Source organism: Burkholderia sp. YIM B11467 (assembly GCF_052952715.1).
In genome coordinates, this window is record NZ_JBQVSQ010000006.1 from 180117 (window position 1) to 194273 (window position 14157).

Consider the following 14157-nt stretch of genomic DNA (forward strand, 5'->3'; position numbering starts at 1 on the left):
GCCCGCGCCATCGCGGCGCGGCGACGGCGGGCACGCCCGGCAAGGCGGCCGCCGCACGGCGTCAGCGTTCGTTCAGCGCGATGCCTCGACGAGCGCGTGCGCGAGCGCGTTATGGCGCTCGATGACGGGCGGCAGATCGAGCGTCGCCAGTCGCCCTTCCCGCACCACCACCTTCCCGTTCACCACCGTGTACGCCGTCTGCGACGGCGCGCAGAACACGAGCGCCGCGACCGGATCGTGCAGCGCGCCCGCGAACAGCGGCTGGCGCAGGTCGAACGCGGCGAAGTCCGCGGCCATGCCGGGCTTCAGCGCGCCGATATCGTCACGGTTCAGCACCTTCGCGCCGCCGAGCGTCGCGATCTCGAGCGCTTCGCGCGCCGTCATCGCATCGGGCCCGAAACCGACCCGCTGCAGCAGCAGCGCCTGCCGTACTTCCGCGACCATCTGCGCGCCGTCGTTCGACGCGGAGCCGTCGACGCCGAGGCCGACCGGCACGCCCGCGAGACGCATCTTCTTCACCGGCGCGATGCCCGACGCGAGCCGCATGTTCGAGCACGGGCAATGCGCGACGCCGGTGCCGGTGCGCGCGAACAGGCCGATACCCGCATCGTCGAGCTGCACGCAGTGCGCATGCCACACGTCGTGGCCGACCCAGCCGAGATCTTCCGCATATTCGGCGGGCGTCATCCCGAACTTCTCGCGGCTGTACGCGATGTCGTTGACGTTCTCCGCGAGGTGCGTGTGCAGCGACACGCCGTACTCGCGCGCGAGCACGGCCGCGTCGCGCATCAACTCGCGGCTCACCGAGAACGGCGAACACGGCGCCACCACCACGCGCAGCATCGCGTAGCGGCCTTCGTCGTGATAGGTCTCGATCAGGCGCTGCGCGTCGCGCAGGATGTCCGGCTCGCGCTCGACGACCGAATCGGGCGGCAGCCCGCCGTCGCGCTGGCCGACGCTCATCGCGCCGCGGCTCGCGTGAAAACGCATGCCGATCCGCTGCGCGGCGCCGATGCTGTCGTCGAGCCGGCTGCCGTTCGGGTAGATGTACAGGTGGTCGCTCGACGTCGTGCAACCCGATTGCAGCAGCTCGGCCATCGCGGTGAGCGTCGACACCTCGATCATCTCGGGCGTCAGGTGCGCCCAGATCCGGTACAGGTTCGTGAGCCAGCCGAACAGCTCGGCGTTCTGCGCGGCCGGCACCGCGCGCGTGAGGCTCTGGTACATGTGGTGATGCGTGTTCACGAGCCCCGGGATCACGAGGTGGCCGCGCAGGTCGAGCACTTCGTCGGCCGTGTCGGGCAGCTCGGCGGTCGGGCCGACCGCGACGATCCGGTTGTCTTCGATGTAGAGCCCTGCGTCACGCAGCTCGCGGCGCGTGTCGTCCATGGTCACGAGCACGTCGGCGTGCTTGACCAGCAGGGTTTTCGGGCGGGATGGGGATGCGTTCGGCGCGCGTGCGCCAGCGTGCTGCTCGAGGTTCATGCGTTCTCCGCGTCGGTCTGCCCCCAGGGTTGAATCCTGGGGACGGTCACACAGCCGTTCGAACGCTGAATCGCGGCACGTCCCGGTGCCTGCGTCCGTTCGAACGCCCTGGCCCGGTTACCCGGCGTGCTCGCCGTCTTCGGGGTACGCGCCGGCCACAGGCCGACGCGCACGGCGGGAGGATCGCCCAAGCGCGCGCCACGCACAATGCGCGATCCCGAATACCGCGTTTCACGGTTCCGATATGGTACGCCGCGCGCAGGCCCACGAGGCACCCGAAACGTACGCCCAGAGCCCTATCCGGCGTGCCGTCGACAGCCGCTCATGCGCGGCGCATTATCTTTGATATCGCGCCCGTATTTGCGCGGGGAACCTTTTTACAATGCCTGCACGGCGCTCGCTTCAACTTCGCCGACGGGTATGTAGCCACGTGACGTGGAGCCTCGATCCGCCGCACAGTCAATGGATCGAGTCGCCGCCGAACCTCGCATTCACACAAGGACAATTGCGAATGGGAAAGCTCACTACCCACGTACTCGATACGGCGCACGGTCGTCCCGGCGCCGCAATCAAGGTCGACCTCTACGCGCTGGACGGCGAATCGCGCCGCGCGATCAAGACCGTGCTGACCAATAGCGACGGCCGCTGCGACGAACCCCTGCTCGAAGGCGCCGCGCTCGCCGCCGGCGAATACGAACTCGTGTTCCATGCCGGCGACTACTTCGCGTCGCTCGGCGTGAAGGTGCCCGAACCCCGTTTCGTCGACCGCGTCGTGCTGCGCTTCGGCATCGCCGACACCGGCTCGCACTACCACGTGCCGCTGCTCGTGTCGCCGTGGTCGTACAGCACCTATCGCGGCAGCTGACATACGTATCAGCGCCCACATCAAAGACAAACGATCTGAGTCTGGAGGAGTTTCATGGAAGGCTTCATCACCGACTGGCTGAACCTCGCGCTGCGATGGCTGCACGTCATCGTCGCCATTGCGTGGATCGGCGAGTCGTTCTATTTCGTCGCGCTCGACAACAGCCTGAAACCGCCGACCGACCCGAACCAGCGCAAGCGCGGTGTGTTCGGCGAGCTGTGGCACGTCCACGGCGGCGGTTTCTACAACATGCAGAAGTACACGGTTGCCCCGCCGGAAATGCCGGATGACCTGCACTGGTCGAAGTGGCCGTCGTACACGACCTGGCTGTCGGGCTTCTCGCTGTTCTTCGTGCTGTACCTGCTCGCACCGAACACCTACCTGATCGACAAGAGCGTGCTCGACATGGGCCCGGTGGTCGCCGTGGCATCCGCGCTCGGCTTCCTCGCAGCCGGCTGGATCGTCTACGACTCGCTGTGCCGCATCCTCGGCACCAACGACCGCGTGCTCGGCATTTGCGTCGGCCTCTACGTCGTCGTCGCGGCCTACCTCGCCTGCCACATCTTCTCGGGCCGTGCCGCCTACCTGATCGTCGGCGCGATGCTCGCGACGATCATGTCGGCGAACGTGTTCTTCGTGATCATCCCCGGCCAGCGCAAGATGGTCGACAAGATGCTCAAGGGCGAAGAACCGAACCCGATCTACGGCAAGCGCGGCAAGCAACGCTCGGTGCACAACACGTACTTCACGCTGCCGGTCGTGTTCGCGATGCTGTCGAACCACTATGCGATGACGTACACGAACAAGTTCAACTGGGTCGTGCTCGTGCTGATCATGCTGGCCGGCGCGCTGATCCGCCAGTTCTTCGTGATGCGTCACCGCGGCAAGCAGCTGTGGTACCTGCCGATCGGCGGCGTCGCACTGCTGTCGGGCGCGCTGGTGTGGACGATGCCGAAGCCGGTCGCACCGGAAGCGCAAGCCGCGAACGCGCCGAAGATCGTGATCAACGACATCATGCCGATCCTGCAGCAGCGCTGCGTCGAGTGCCACTCGGCGAAGCCGACGCTGATGGGCAGCGCCCCCGCGGGCGTGATGTTCGACACGCCGGACGAAGTGTCGAAGAACGCGCAGCGTATCTACGAACAGGCCGTGCGCCTGAAGGCGATGCCGATCGGCAACGTCACGCACATGACCGACGACGAGCGCACCAAGCTCGCCGCCTGGTTCGAGGGTGGCGCGGTCAAGTAAGCCGCCGTGCGCCGGTTGCCGGCGCAATCCTTTCCGTTCGCGGGCCCGGTAACGGGCCCGTTTTTTTTGCCTGTTCGGAAACCCTCGCCCGCTAACCGTGCATCGCGTCGCGCTGAAGCGCAACGAGCGCATCGAGCGCGCGCGGGCCGTCGTCGAACGGCACGAAGATGTGATCGTGGTACGCGGCCGCCATCACGTTGCAGCTGATGCCGGCCGCGCCGAGCGCCCGCGCGAACGCCGCCGTGAGGCCGACGGCCGCGAGGTCGGAATGCACGGTCAGCGTGATCCACGCGGCACGGAACAGCACGGGCCAGCCGCGACGCGCGGCCGCTTCCTCATCGACGACGACCGTCAGTCCTTCCGTTTCGCGGAAGGTCGCGATCGTTTCGGATAACGATACATCTGCGTCAGGCGGCAGCGATACGAAGGCATACGCACCGGGATGCAGTTCGGGTTGCATCGTGCGCAGCAGGATCGCGAGGTCGTTTTCAGGTTGGCTCATCGGAGGGGCGCGCCCGGAACCGGGCGTCGTGCGGTGGCGATGCAGGCAAGATAGCACGCGCGCCGATCGCGTCACACGTGCACTGTCGCGACTTCGTCCGCGAGCCAGCCGCGGAACGCGACGATGCGTGGATCGTCCTGCGCGCGCTCCGGATACACGACGTGATACGCGACATCGGGCGACAGCGCGACGCTCACGTCGAACAGCCGCACGATGCGCCCGTCCGCGAGTTCGCGCGCGATCATGTGCGGCTCCGCGAGGCCAATCGCCGCGCCGTCCGTCACGGCCTGCACCACATGGCTCGAATCCGGAAACGCGACGCACCGGCTGTCGTCGAAACCGTCGACGCCGGCCGCCGCCATCCATGCCGACCAGCGCGGCCAGATCACGCCATCGACTTCGCAGTCCACGTGGCAAAGGGTCTGGCGCAGCAGGTCGCGCGGCCCGCGAAACGGCGGCCCGGCCGACAGCAGCGCCGGGCTGCAGACCGCGACGACCGACGTGCCGAACAGGCGCTGCGCGCACGCGTCGCGATAGCGCCCGGTGCCGAAGCGGATCGCGACATCCACGTCGTCGTCGTCGAAATCGCGCAACCGGTCGGTGATGTCGAACGTCAGTTCGAGCGCCGGATGCGCGGCCCTGAAACGCGGCAGGCGCGGCAGCAGCCAGTGCGTCGCAAAGCGCGCGCCGACCGACACGCGAAGTTCCGTCTGCTCCCGCTCGATACGACGCGCCCGGGCGGTCGCACGCTGCAGGCCCGCCAGCGCATCGGCGGCCGCACCGGCCAGCACGACGCCCGCCGGCGTCAGCCGGATGCTGCGACTCGTGCGGACGAACAGCGCCATGCCGAGCTGCGCCTCGATTTCCTTGATCTGGTGACTGACCGCCGCCGGCGTCAGCCCGACCTCGTCGGCCGCCCGCGAGAAATTCAGGTGCCGCGCCGCCGCATCGAACGTCCTCAGCGCGCGCGTACCGGGCCACATGCGTTCCATCGATCTTCAAAGAGAATTTGATGACCGTTCCAAAACTACTCGTTTTTCATGACGCCATCAATCGGCAAACAATAGGCTTTCTTGAAGATGCCGTGGGCCGCACCGTGCCCGCGGCCGAACCCGGAGATTTGCCGATGACCGCTGCCCCGTTCCCGTCCGTCGCCCAGCTCAACGGCGTGACCGCGCCGCCAGACGCGCTCGCCGCGCTGGCGTTCGCGGGCCATGCGCATTTCACCGCGATGCAGGTGCGCGACGGCCGCGTGCGCGGCCTCGACCTGCACCTCGCGCGGCTGCGCGACGCATCGCATGCACTGTTCGGCCATGCGCTGCCCGACGACCGGATGCGCGCGTTCCTGCGCGCCGCGCTCGAGCGCGCGCCGTCGGCGCTGTCGCTGACGGCGACCGTGCATGCGACGACCGGGGAATTCGTCGCGGCACGCGACGACGAAGCGCTCGACGTGCTGGTCCGCACCGCCGCGCCGTCGTCGGGGCCGGCCGGCCCGCTCGATCTCGCGCTGTTCGAATACGAGCGCGTGCTGCCCGACATCAAGCATGTCGGCGAAGTCGCGAAGACGCACTTCCTGCGCCGCGCGGTCGCGCAGGGTTTCGACGACGCGGCGTTCACCGATCGCCACGGGCGCATCAGCGAAGGCTCGATCTGGAATCTGGCGTTCTGGGACGGCGATGCGGTCGTGTGGCCGGTGGCGGGCATGCTCGGCGGCGTCACGATGCGCATCGTGCGCCGGCACCTGGCGAGCCTCGGCGTGGCGCAGCACGAGCGCGAGGTGACGCCGGCCGACCTGCCGTCGATGGCCGGCGCCGTCGTGATGAATTCGTGGACGCCCGGTGTCGCCGTGCGTCGGTTCGGCACGGCGACGCTGCCCGATTCGCCGTCGCTCGCCGCGTTGCTGCATCGCGCGTATGAACGGGAGCCGTTGGTCGCGCCGTGAAGCGCACCGACGCCACGCAGCGCGGGTGCGCTGGTTGTCACCTCACGCTTCGACGGACTCCGGCAGCCGTGCGATCGCCTTGATCTCGAACTGGAACCCATACAGCCAGGTCACGCCGACGGCGGTCAGCGTCGGATGCGGCGCATCGCCCCAGTATTCGGGGACGATCGCCCAGACCCGCTCAAACGTCGCTTCGGGATCGACGAGGAAAACCGTCACGTCGACGACGTCGTCGAACGTACAGCCGGCCGCGCGCAGCACCGCATTCAGGTTGTCGAACGCGCGGCGGACCTGCGCGTCCAGTTCCGGCTCGGGCGAGCCGTCCTCGCGGCTGCCGACCTGCCCGGACACGAACAGGAATCCGTTCGAGCGCAGCGCCGGCGAATAGCGGTTGCGGTCATACAGCGCCTGGCGACCGGGCGGAAAAACTACGCTACGCTTTGCCATCCAACACCTCCATCAGTCAGTGGGGCGAAGCCGCCCCTGCATCAACGATGAAGGCACTTTAAGGACCGTTGCCCGGCGGATAAACGGGCAACCCTGTCCAACACTGTTTGCGCGACCCAAACAATTTCCGACCGACGCGGAGCCCTGACCCGATGGATCGATTCGACGCAATGCAGGCGTTCGCCCGCGTGGTGGAAGCCGGCAGCTTCACGAAGGCGGCCGAGACGCTGCACATGAGCCGCACCACCGTCACGCAACTGGTGCAGCAACTGGAAGCGCGGCTGCGCGTGAAGCTGTTCAACCGCACGACGCGCAAGGTCGTCGTCACGGCCGACGGCGCCGCGTACTACGACCGCGTGGTGCGGCTGCTTGCCGACATGGACGACGCCGAAACGAGCCTGTCCGTTGCGTCCGCATCGCCCAGGGGGCGGCTGCGCGTGGACGTGCCGAGCCCGTTCGCGCGCCTGATCCTGATTCCCGCGCTGCCCGCGTTCCACGCGCGCCATCCGGACATCCAGCTCGACATGGGCGTGAGCGACCGCGTGGTGGACGTGATCGGTGAAAACGTCGATTGCGTCGTGCGCGGCGGCGAGCCGACCGACCGGTCGCTGGTCGCGCGCCACGTCGGCGACCTGCGGCTCGGCGTGTATGCGTCGCCGGCCTATCTCGCGCGCGCCGGCACGCCTTCGCATCCGGACGAACTGGAAGACACCCGGCACCGGATCGTCGGCTTCCTGTGGGCGCGCACCGGCAAGGCACTGCCGTTCGCGATGGAATGCGACGGCGAGCACGTCAACGTGCGCGGGCGCTACGTGCTGGCGGTCGACGACGGCAACGCATATCTCGAGGCCGGCCTCGCCGGACTGGGCATCCTGTGGCTGCCCGACTACATGGCCGCCGCGTATCGCGCCTGCGGCGAACTGGTGCCGCTGTTCGAACGATGGCGGCTCGAACCGATGCCGATGTACGTCGCGTTTCCGCCGAACCGGCACGTCAGTGCGAAGCTGCGCGTGTTCGTCGACTGGATCGCCGACCTGATGGCGCAGCATGCGCCGGTCGCGAACCGGCGTCGCGACGGCGAGGGTTCGCGCGACACGCGCAAAGCCGTGGCGACCTGAACCGCGCGACCAGCGCCGGCGCATAAAAAAACCCGCGCAACGTGCGCGGGTTTCGACAGGCTGGCGGCGAAACGCCGGCGACTCAGGCAGTCAGCGCGGTGAGCGCCTCATCGGTGAGCCACAGCGATTCCTGCAGATCCTGCTCGTTGAGGTTCAGGCCGTCGCCGCCGCGATCGACGACGATAAAGTCGCTGACGCCGCCGAGTGCGATCAGCGGGTGATGCCACACGCCCTTCGCATAGTTGACGCCCTGCCACCCGCTCGTCACGAACGCGCGGATCTTCGCCGGATCGAGATCGCCCGCGGGCGCCACGACGACGAGATACGGCTGGTCGTTCAGCGGCACGAAGGCCTGGCTGCCGAGCGGGTGCCGTTCGAGCATCTTCACTTCGAACGGCAGCGTGCGCGGCTGGCCACGAAACAGGTTGACGAGCGTACGGCCGTCTTCATCCGTCACATCGACCTTCGCGAGATCGTGAAAACGGATCGTCGTGCCGAGGTTGATCGGGATCTGCTTCGCCCCTTCCGTTTCGATCACATCGCCGAACGGCGCGAACGCCTCCTTGGTCAGCGCTTCGATAACAAGCGTCTTCATTTGTCGAGCGTCCCCCACAGACGCAGGCGCGACACGCCGCCGTCCGGAATGATGTTCAGTCGCACGTGCGTGACGGGGCCAAGCGACGCGATGCCTTGTTCGAAGTAATGCTGCTTGTCCATCTGCAGCTTCTGCTCGCCGAGCAGCACCGGCCAGAACATCGACTGCGTGATCAGCGAGCTGTCGGTGCCGCCCGACACGTAGGCGGCCTGGATCGAACAGCGGTCCGGGAAGTTGCCCTTGAAGAAAGCGGTATCGACTTCGATCTTGCGGATCACGCCCGGCTGCGCGAGCGCGATGATCGCCCAGTCGTTGCCCGGTTCGCGGCGGCGGCGGGTTTCCCAGCCGTCGCCCATGTTCACGCCGCGGCCCGGCAGCAGCAGGTTCGACGCGACGCCGAAGTGCTGGTTGTTCGCGGCCACGACATAACCGCCGTTTTCCATCGCCGCGAGATCGAACTGCTCGGTCGCGCTCGCGCCGGCCCAGTCGAGTTGCGGCTGGCCGTACACGCGCAGGCGGGCGATGCCGCCGTCCGGGTAGATGTTCACGCGCAGGTGCGTGAACGCCCGGGCGTCGCTCGCTTCGACGTAGTGATGGCTGTTGCCCTGCAACGTCGTCGACGGCACGATCTCGACCCACTCGGTCGCATGCGTCGGCGCGCCGTCGGCCACGAAAGCGGCCTCGATCGACGCGGCCGGCGGGAAGTTGCCGGTGAAGTGGCTCGTATCGATGTCGAAGCCCTTGATCACGCCCGGGCGCGCGAGCTTGACGATGCACCAGTCGTAGCCCGTCGTGCGCTTGCGGCGCGTTTCCCAGCCGTCCATCCACTTGCCGTGGTCGTCGTACTTGCCGGGAATGAAGACGGCCGGCTCGGGGTTCAGCATCCGGTCCTTCGGCGCGAAGAAATCGTCGCTGGCCTCGAGCGCCTGCGCACCGAGACGCGGGTCGGCGAGGTTCACATAGCGCCGCGTGAAATCGGGTGCGTTGGGATCGAGAAGCGGAACAGCCATGATGTTTCCTTGTTTCAGTGATGCGATCAGGCCGCTGCGACGCAGCAGGCCGTATTGCGGTGTCAGGCGTCGATCAGGTCGTCGAGACGGAAGCGCGCGATCCGGTAGATCTGGTCGAGGCTCGTGCGCAGTTCCTCGGTGCGCGAATGATTCACGCGCGCCTCGAAATTCGCGATGATGCCGTGCCGGTCATAACCGCGCACCGCGAGGATGAACGGGAAGCCGAACTTCTCGCGATACGTGCGGTTCAGCGTCAGCAGCTTGTCGAACTCTTCCTGCGTGCACTGGCCGAGGCCCGCGCCGCTCTGCTCGCGCGTCGACTCGGCCGTCAGCTCGCCGCGCACGGCGGCCTTGCCGGCCAGCTCCGGGTGAGCGTTGATCAGTGCGAGCTGGCGGACTTCGCCGGAGCCTTCGACCGCGCCCGACATCGTCGTGTGCAGCGCGTCGATGCTCGCGAACGGCCGCTCGCCCGCGGCGACCTCGGCCACCCACGGCGAATGTTCGAAGATGCCCGACAGCGCCGCGACAAATGCGCTCGGCGCCATCGTATTGAGTTGATTCAACGTGTAGCGCATCGCCTTCATGCTTTCCCTTCGTTTTGATGATTGGGCTGATACGGATGATGTTCGCGCCAGTGACGCGCGATATCGACACGGCGCGTCACCCATACGCGATCGTGTTTCTCGATGTGATCGAGGAAACGCTGCAGCCCGCGGAACCGGCCCGGCCGGCCGAGCAGTCGGCAGTGCATGCCGATCGACAGCATCTTCGGCGCCTCGTCGCCCTCTTCGTACAGCACGTCGAACGCATCGCGCAGGTAGTCGAAGAAGTGATCGCCCGTGTTGAAGCCCTGCGGCGTCGCGAAGCGCATGTCGTTCGTGTCGAGCGTGTACGGCAGGATCAGTTGCGGCGACGTGCCGCCGCCCGACACTTCGACGTCCATCCAGAACGGCAGGTCGTCGCCGTAATTGTCCGAGTCGTACAGGAAGCCGCCGTATTCCGCGACCAGGCGGTGCGTATTGGGGCTGTCGCGGCCGGTATACCAGCCGAGCGGACGCACGCCCGTCACACGCTCGATCGCTTCCATCCCGAGCCGCATGTGCTCGGCTTCGAGCTCCGGCGACATGCTCTGATAGTGGATCCAGCGCCAGCCGTGACACGCGATCTCATGGCCGAGCTCGACGAATGCGCGCGCGAGTTCCGGGTGACGCTCGATCGCCATGCCGACGCCGAACACCGTCAGCGGCATCCCGCGCTTCTCGAATTCGCGCAGGATGCGCCACACGCCGGCCCGCGAACCGTATTCGTAGATCGACTCCATGCTCATGTGGCGGTCCGGATACGCGGCCGCGCCGACGATTTCGGACAGGAACTGCTCGGAGCCCGGATCGCCGTGCAACACGCAGTTCTCGCCGCCTTCTTCGTAGTTCAGCACGAATTGCACGGCGACGCGGGCGCGCCCCGGCCAATTCGCCTGCACGGGATGGCGGCCATAGCCGATCAGGTCGCGAGGATAGTTGGAATCGAGTGACATGGTTCGAAGGGCAGCGAAAGCTTGCTCAAATAATGGGTTCGCATCGACTGCGCGGATGCCGGAGGCCGGCCGCGCAAGCCGATGCGATGACGGCCCAGTGTAGCGAAAAGGTCCATACGCGCCCATACAGCGACGCAGATAGTGCGTGTCAGACGGTGTGTATGTGCGGTTGCGGCAAATTCGGGGCCGCTTCCGCCACATCCCCGTCCGGCGGGCTGAAGCGGGCGAACGCGCCGTCGTAGCGCTTCGGCAGCGGCCGCGCGTAGTCGCCGCGCTTCGCGGTCGCGAGGCGCAGCGACACGAGCGCCTCGGCCCATTTGACGGCTGCCGTGACGCCCTCGACCACCGGCGCGCCGATCTGCTGCTCGATCTCGTGCGCGAACTCGGCCATCCCGGCGCAGCCGAGCACGATCGCGTCGGCGCCGTCCTCGTCGAGCGCGCGCCGGCATTCGTCCACGATGATCCGGCGCGCGGCCGAGCCCGGCCGGTCGAGTTCGAGCACCGCGACGTCGGTCGCGCGCACGTTGCGGCAGAACCGCTTCATCCCGTAGCGCTCCGCCAGGTGCCACGCCATCCCGCAGGTGCGCGCGAGCGTCGTGACGACCGAGAAGCCCGGCGCGAGCACGCTCGCCGCATGCATCGCGGCCTCGGCGATGCCGATCACCGGCCCGCGCGCGAGCTCGCGCGCCGCATACAGGCCTGGATCGCCGAAGCACGCGATCACGTAGGCGTCGCAGCCGTCGCGCTCGCCCTGCGCGATCTCGGCGAGCAGCCCCGGCGTCGCGAGCGCCTCGTCGTAATACCCTTCGATCGACGGCGGCCCCATCGGCGGGCTCACGGCCACGATCTCCGTGCCCGCGGCCGCGACGTCGCGCGCGCAACGGCCCATCGCGTCGGTCATCCGCTGCGTCGTGTTCGGATTAATCAGTCGAATCTTCATCGCACGCTCCTCAGGCCTTCGCGCTCACGAGCAACCGGTAGAACACGAAACCGAGCCCCGCGCCGATGAACCACGAGAAGTTCGCGACGCCCTGCCAGCCCGGCACCATCACGCAGACGATCGCGATCACCGCGGCCGGCAGCAGCGCGGCCAGCGCGCGGCGGTTCACGCCGCCCGTGTACCAGTACGTGCCGCTTTCCGACATCGTGTACAGGTCGTCGCGCACGAGCCGGCCGCGCTTGACGAGGTAGAAGTCGGCGATCAGCACACCGTACAGCGGGCCGATGAACGCGCCAAGCACGTCGAGCGTGTAGTGGATCACGGCCGGATTGTTGAACAGGTTCCACGGCGTGATGAAGATCGACGCGACGGCCGCGAGCATCCCGCCCGCGCGCCAGCTGATCAGGCGCGGCGCGACGTTCGAGAAGTCGAATGCGGGCGACACGAAGTTCGCGACGATGTTGATGCCGATCGTCGCGATCGTGAACGTCAGCGCACCGAGGATCACCGCGGTCGGATGGTCGATGCGGCCGACCGTCTCGACGGGATCGGTAATGAGTTCGCCGAACACGGGCAAGGTCGCGGCCGTCGTGATCACCGTGACGAGCGAGAACGCGAGGAAGTTGACCGGCAGCCCCCAGAAATTGCCGCGTTTCACTTCGCTGAACGAGCGGCAGTAGCGCGAGAAATCGCCGAAGTTCAGCATCGGCCCGGAGAAGTACGACACGACCAGCGACACAGCCGTGATCATCACCGGGATCACTTCCGCGCCGTGATACTTGACGCCGCCGAGGTTGATGCCGATGTTGCGCCAGCCCGCGCGCCACACCATGTAGCCGGCGAGGATGAACATCACGACGTAGACGGCCGGGCCCGCGAAGTCGATGAACTTCTTGATCGTCTCCATCCCGTTCCAGAACACCAGTGCCTGAAGCACCCACAGCACCATGAACCCGGCCCAGCCGACCGCCGACAGCCCGAGGAAACCGTAGTGATGGACGTCCGCGTACGGCAGCCATTGCGGGAAGAACTTCAGCACGACGATCACGAGCGCGCTCGACGCGAGATAGGTCTGGATGCCGTACCACGCGATCGCGATCAGCCCGCGGATCACGGCCGGCACGTTCGCGCCGAGCACGCCGAACGTCGCGCGGCACGCGACCGGATACGGCACGCCGATCTGCTGGCTCGGCCGCGCGATCAGGTTGCACAGCAGGTTCACGAAGCCGATCCCGACGATCAGCGCGATCAGCACCTGCCAGCTCGTCAGCCCGAGCGCGAACAGGCTGCCCGCGAACACGTAGCCGCCGACGCTGTGCACGTCCGACATCCAAAATGCGAAGATGTTGTACGAGCCCCATGTCTGATGTTTTAGGGGTGCCAAATCTTCGTTGTACAGACGTTCGCTGTAACCATTCGGCAGCGCCGGTTCGCCGCCCTCGCCGCCTTCTTCCGCCGGGTAAGCGCTGTCGTGCGCCACACTGAACTGAGCCATGACTTCTCCTTGACGCGGCCGGATGGCCGCTCCACCGTCATCGATATCGCTCCGGATCGACGCCCGGAGTCGGACCAGCGGCCCGCGGCAAATACCGCGGGCCAGCATTGCTCTCGTTCTGTGGCGCGCAGCCGGGTTCGCGTCGCCGCTCAGGCGCCGCCGAACACTTCGCGCAAATCGACCTGCCCTTGCGCCGGCCGGTCCAGCATCTTCAGTTCGACATGCTGCAGGTGGTGCGCCATCAGCGTCACCGCCCGCTTCGCGTCCCCCGCCTCCAGCGCGGCGAGGATCCCGTCGTGGTCGTCGCACGAGCACGGACTGCGCCCGTGCGATTCGTACAGCGCCGACATCAGCGTCGAGCGTGCGACGAGCCCCTCGAGGCACTCGCTGAGCGTCGCATTGCCCATCAGCGTGGCGAGCGCCGTATGGAATTCGCCCGACAGCCGGATCCATGCCGCGAAATCGTGCCGCTCGAACGCCTTGCGTTCCTTGTCGAGCAGCGCGGCGACACCCTTCAGCCGCTTCGCGCCGGGCCCGGTCGCGAGCCGCTCGACCACCGCGAGCTCGATGATCCGGCGCATCTCGAACACCTCGTGCACATCCTGCAACGTCGGGCTCGCGACGAACGCGCCGCGGTTCGGCTCGAGGTCGACCAGCTTGTCGGTCGCGAGCTGCGCGAGCGCCTGGCGGATCGTCCCGCGCTTCACGTCGAACACGTCGCAGAGCTGCGCTTCCGTCAGCTTCGCGCCGGGCGCGAGCCGATGCTCGAGGATCGCCGTGCGGATCCGCTCGGCGATCGCTTCGGGACCGGCTGCGCCGGACGGGTGGGAATCGGGCTCGTTCATGATCTGCATCGCGTGATGGTCCTCATCCTAGGACGGACATAAAAATTGTCAACAATTCTTTTCCGGGATTTCGCACAATCGACGTGCATCGACATGACCCCATTCGGTGCAGCATGCGCACAATCCATGCA

The 14157-nt window shown here is 67.2% G+C and carries 15 protein-coding genes; 4 read left to right on the forward strand and 11 right to left on the reverse strand.

Going from position 1 to position 14157, the window contains the following annotated elements; genetic code table 11:
• Positions 1-72 precede the first annotated feature (72 nt).
• Positions 73-1485: an 8-oxoguanine deaminase gene (locus ACTRWB_RS21755; protein WP_048248531.1), complete on the reverse strand. Its 1413-nt coding sequence runs from the start codon at positions 1483-1485 to the stop codon at positions 73-75.
• Between the two features lie 511 nt (positions 1486-1996).
• On the opposite strand from ACTRWB_RS21755, the gene uraH reads away from it, so the two are divergent.
• Together uraH and ACTRWB_RS21765 are read left to right on the forward strand one after the other, a co-directional pair.
• Positions 1997-2350 (forward strand): hydroxyisourate hydrolase, encoded by a 354-nt coding sequence (uraH, locus tag ACTRWB_RS21760; RefSeq protein WP_011352401.1) that lies wholly within the window; start codon positions 1997-1999, stop codon positions 2348-2350.
• 54 nt (positions 2351-2404) lie between these two features.
• Positions 2405-3598, forward strand: a complete 1194-nt coding sequence (locus ACTRWB_RS21765) for a urate hydroxylase PuuD (protein WP_129512372.1) — start codon at positions 2405-2407, stop codon at positions 3596-3598.
• A gap of 91 nt (positions 3599-3689) precedes the next feature.
• On the opposite strand, the gene ACTRWB_RS21770 is transcribed toward ACTRWB_RS21765, so the two are convergent.
• Both ACTRWB_RS21770 and ACTRWB_RS21775 read right to left on the reverse strand, forming a co-directional pair.
• Positions 3690-4100 carry an ACT domain-containing protein gene (locus tag ACTRWB_RS21770; RefSeq protein WP_419684186.1) on the reverse strand — a complete coding sequence of 137 codons (411 nt, stop codon included), beginning with the start codon at positions 4098-4100 and terminating at the stop codon, positions 3690-3692.
• A 71-nt stretch (positions 4101-4171) separates the two neighbouring features.
• Positions 4172-5092: a LysR substrate-binding domain-containing protein gene (locus ACTRWB_RS21775; protein WP_446903186.1), complete on the reverse strand. Its 921-nt coding sequence runs from the start codon at positions 5090-5092 to the stop codon at positions 4172-4174.
• 134 nt (positions 5093-5226) lie between these two features.
• Here ACTRWB_RS21775 and ACTRWB_RS21780 point away from each other — a divergent pair, with 134 nt between their 5' ends.
• Positions 5227-6042, forward strand: coding sequence for an aminotransferase class IV family protein (locus ACTRWB_RS21780; protein WP_129512375.1), 816 nt, complete (start codon positions 5227-5229; stop codon positions 6040-6042).
• Positions 6043-6084: 42 nt separating this feature from the next.
• On the opposite strand, the gene ACTRWB_RS21785 is transcribed toward ACTRWB_RS21780, so the two are convergent.
• Positions 6085-6489: a RidA family protein gene (locus ACTRWB_RS21785; protein ID WP_446903187.1), complete on the reverse strand. Its 405-nt coding sequence runs from the start codon at positions 6487-6489 to the stop codon at positions 6085-6087.
• Between the two features lie 152 nt (positions 6490-6641).
• Here ACTRWB_RS21785 and ACTRWB_RS21790 point away from each other — a divergent pair, with 152 nt between their 5' ends.
• Positions 6642-7607, forward strand: a complete 966-nt coding sequence (locus tag ACTRWB_RS21790) for a LysR substrate-binding domain-containing protein (RefSeq protein ID WP_446903188.1) — start codon at positions 6642-6644, stop codon at positions 7605-7607.
• An 82-nt stretch (positions 7608-7689) separates the two neighbouring features.
• Here the strand turns inward: ACTRWB_RS21790 and ACTRWB_RS21795 are convergent, their stop codons facing one another.
• The 7 genes from ACTRWB_RS21795 to ACTRWB_RS21825 form a co-directional block, all read right to left on the reverse strand.
• Positions 7690-8202, reverse strand: a complete 513-nt coding sequence (locus tag ACTRWB_RS21795) for an ureidoglycolate lyase (RefSeq protein ID WP_412021640.1) — start codon at positions 8200-8202, stop codon at positions 7690-7692.
• On the reverse strand, positions 8199-9212 hold the full coding sequence (gene alc, locus ACTRWB_RS21800; protein WP_193098590.1) for an allantoicase: 1014 nt from the start codon (positions 9210-9212) through the stop codon (positions 8199-8201). The genes ACTRWB_RS21795 and alc overlap by 4 nt, the downstream gene beginning before the upstream one ends.
• A gap of 62 nt (positions 9213-9274) precedes the next feature.
• Complete coding sequence (gene uraD, locus ACTRWB_RS21805) at positions 9275-9796, reverse strand: 2-oxo-4-hydroxy-4-carboxy-5-ureidoimidazoline decarboxylase (RefSeq protein ID WP_048248547.1); 522 nt, start codon at positions 9794-9796, stop codon at positions 9275-9277.
• Complete coding sequence (gene puuE, locus ACTRWB_RS21810; protein ID WP_048248549.1) at positions 9793-10746, reverse strand: allantoinase PuuE; 954 nt, start codon at positions 10744-10746, stop codon at positions 9793-9795. Before puuE ends, uraD begins: the two co-directional genes overlap by 4 nt.
• Positions 10747-10894: 148 nt before the next feature.
• Positions 10895-11686, reverse strand: a complete 792-nt coding sequence (locus ACTRWB_RS21815; RefSeq protein ID WP_129512381.1) for an aspartate/glutamate racemase family protein — start codon at positions 11684-11686, stop codon at positions 10895-10897.
• A 10-nt stretch (positions 11687-11696) separates the two neighbouring features.
• Positions 11697-13181, reverse strand: a complete 1485-nt coding sequence (locus ACTRWB_RS21820) for an NCS1 family nucleobase:cation symporter-1 (RefSeq protein ID WP_446903189.1) — start codon at positions 13179-13181, stop codon at positions 11697-11699.
• 149 nt (positions 13182-13330) lie between these two features.
• Positions 13331-14035, reverse strand: coding sequence for a GntR family transcriptional regulator (locus ACTRWB_RS21825; RefSeq protein WP_048248554.1), 705 nt, complete (start codon positions 14033-14035; stop codon positions 13331-13333).
• Positions 14036-14157: the final 122 nt, after the last annotated feature.

Bases quoted from the DNA above. Each gene is read 5' to 3' on its own strand.
- ACTRWB_RS21755 (WP_048248531.1), bottom strand. From the start codon at position 1,485: ATGAACCTCGAGCAGCACGCTGGCGCACGCGCGCCGAACGCATCCCCA.
- uraH (WP_011352401.1), top strand. From the start codon at position 1,997: ATGGGAAAGCTCACTACCCACGTACTCGATACGGCGCACGGTCGTCCC.
- ACTRWB_RS21765 (WP_129512372.1), top strand. From the start codon at position 2,405: ATGGAAGGCTTCATCACCGACTGGCTGAACCTCGCGCTGCGATGGCTG.
- ACTRWB_RS21770 (WP_419684186.1), bottom strand. From the start codon at position 4,100: ATGAGCCAACCTGAAAACGACCTCGCGATCCTGCTGCGCACGATGCAA.
- ACTRWB_RS21775 (WP_446903186.1), bottom strand. From the start codon at position 5,092: ATGGAACGCATGTGGCCCGGTACGCGCGCGCTGAGGACGTTCGATGCG.
- ACTRWB_RS21780 (WP_129512375.1), top strand. From the start codon at position 5,227: ATGACCGCTGCCCCGTTCCCGTCCGTCGCCCAGCTCAACGGCGTGACC.
- ACTRWB_RS21785 (WP_446903187.1), bottom strand. From the start codon at position 6,489: ATGGCAAAGCGTAGCGTAGTTTTTCCGCCCGGTCGCCAGGCGCTGTAT.
- ACTRWB_RS21790 (WP_446903188.1), top strand. From the start codon at position 6,642: ATGGATCGATTCGACGCAATGCAGGCGTTCGCCCGCGTGGTGGAAGCC.
- ACTRWB_RS21795 (WP_412021640.1), bottom strand. From the start codon at position 8,202: ATGAAGACGCTTGTTATCGAAGCGCTGACCAAGGAGGCGTTCGCGCCG.
- alc (WP_193098590.1), bottom strand. From the start codon at position 9,212: ATGGCTGTTCCGCTTCTCGATCCCAACGCACCCGATTTCACGCGGCGC.
- uraD (WP_048248547.1), bottom strand. From the start codon at position 9,796: ATGAAGGCGATGCGCTACACGTTGAATCAACTCAATACGATGGCGCCG.
- puuE (WP_048248549.1), bottom strand. From the start codon at position 10,746: ATGTCACTCGATTCCAACTATCCTCGCGACCTGATCGGCTATGGCCGC.
- ACTRWB_RS21815 (WP_129512381.1), bottom strand. From the start codon at position 11,686: ATGAAGATTCGACTGATTAATCCGAACACGACGCAGCGGATGACCGAC.
- ACTRWB_RS21820 (WP_446903189.1), bottom strand. From the start codon at position 13,181: ATGGCTCAGTTCAGTGTGGCGCACGACAGCGCTTACCCGGCGGAAGAA.
- ACTRWB_RS21825 (WP_048248554.1), bottom strand. From the start codon at position 14,035: ATGCAGATCATGAACGAGCCCGATTCCCACCCGTCCGGCGCAGCCGGT.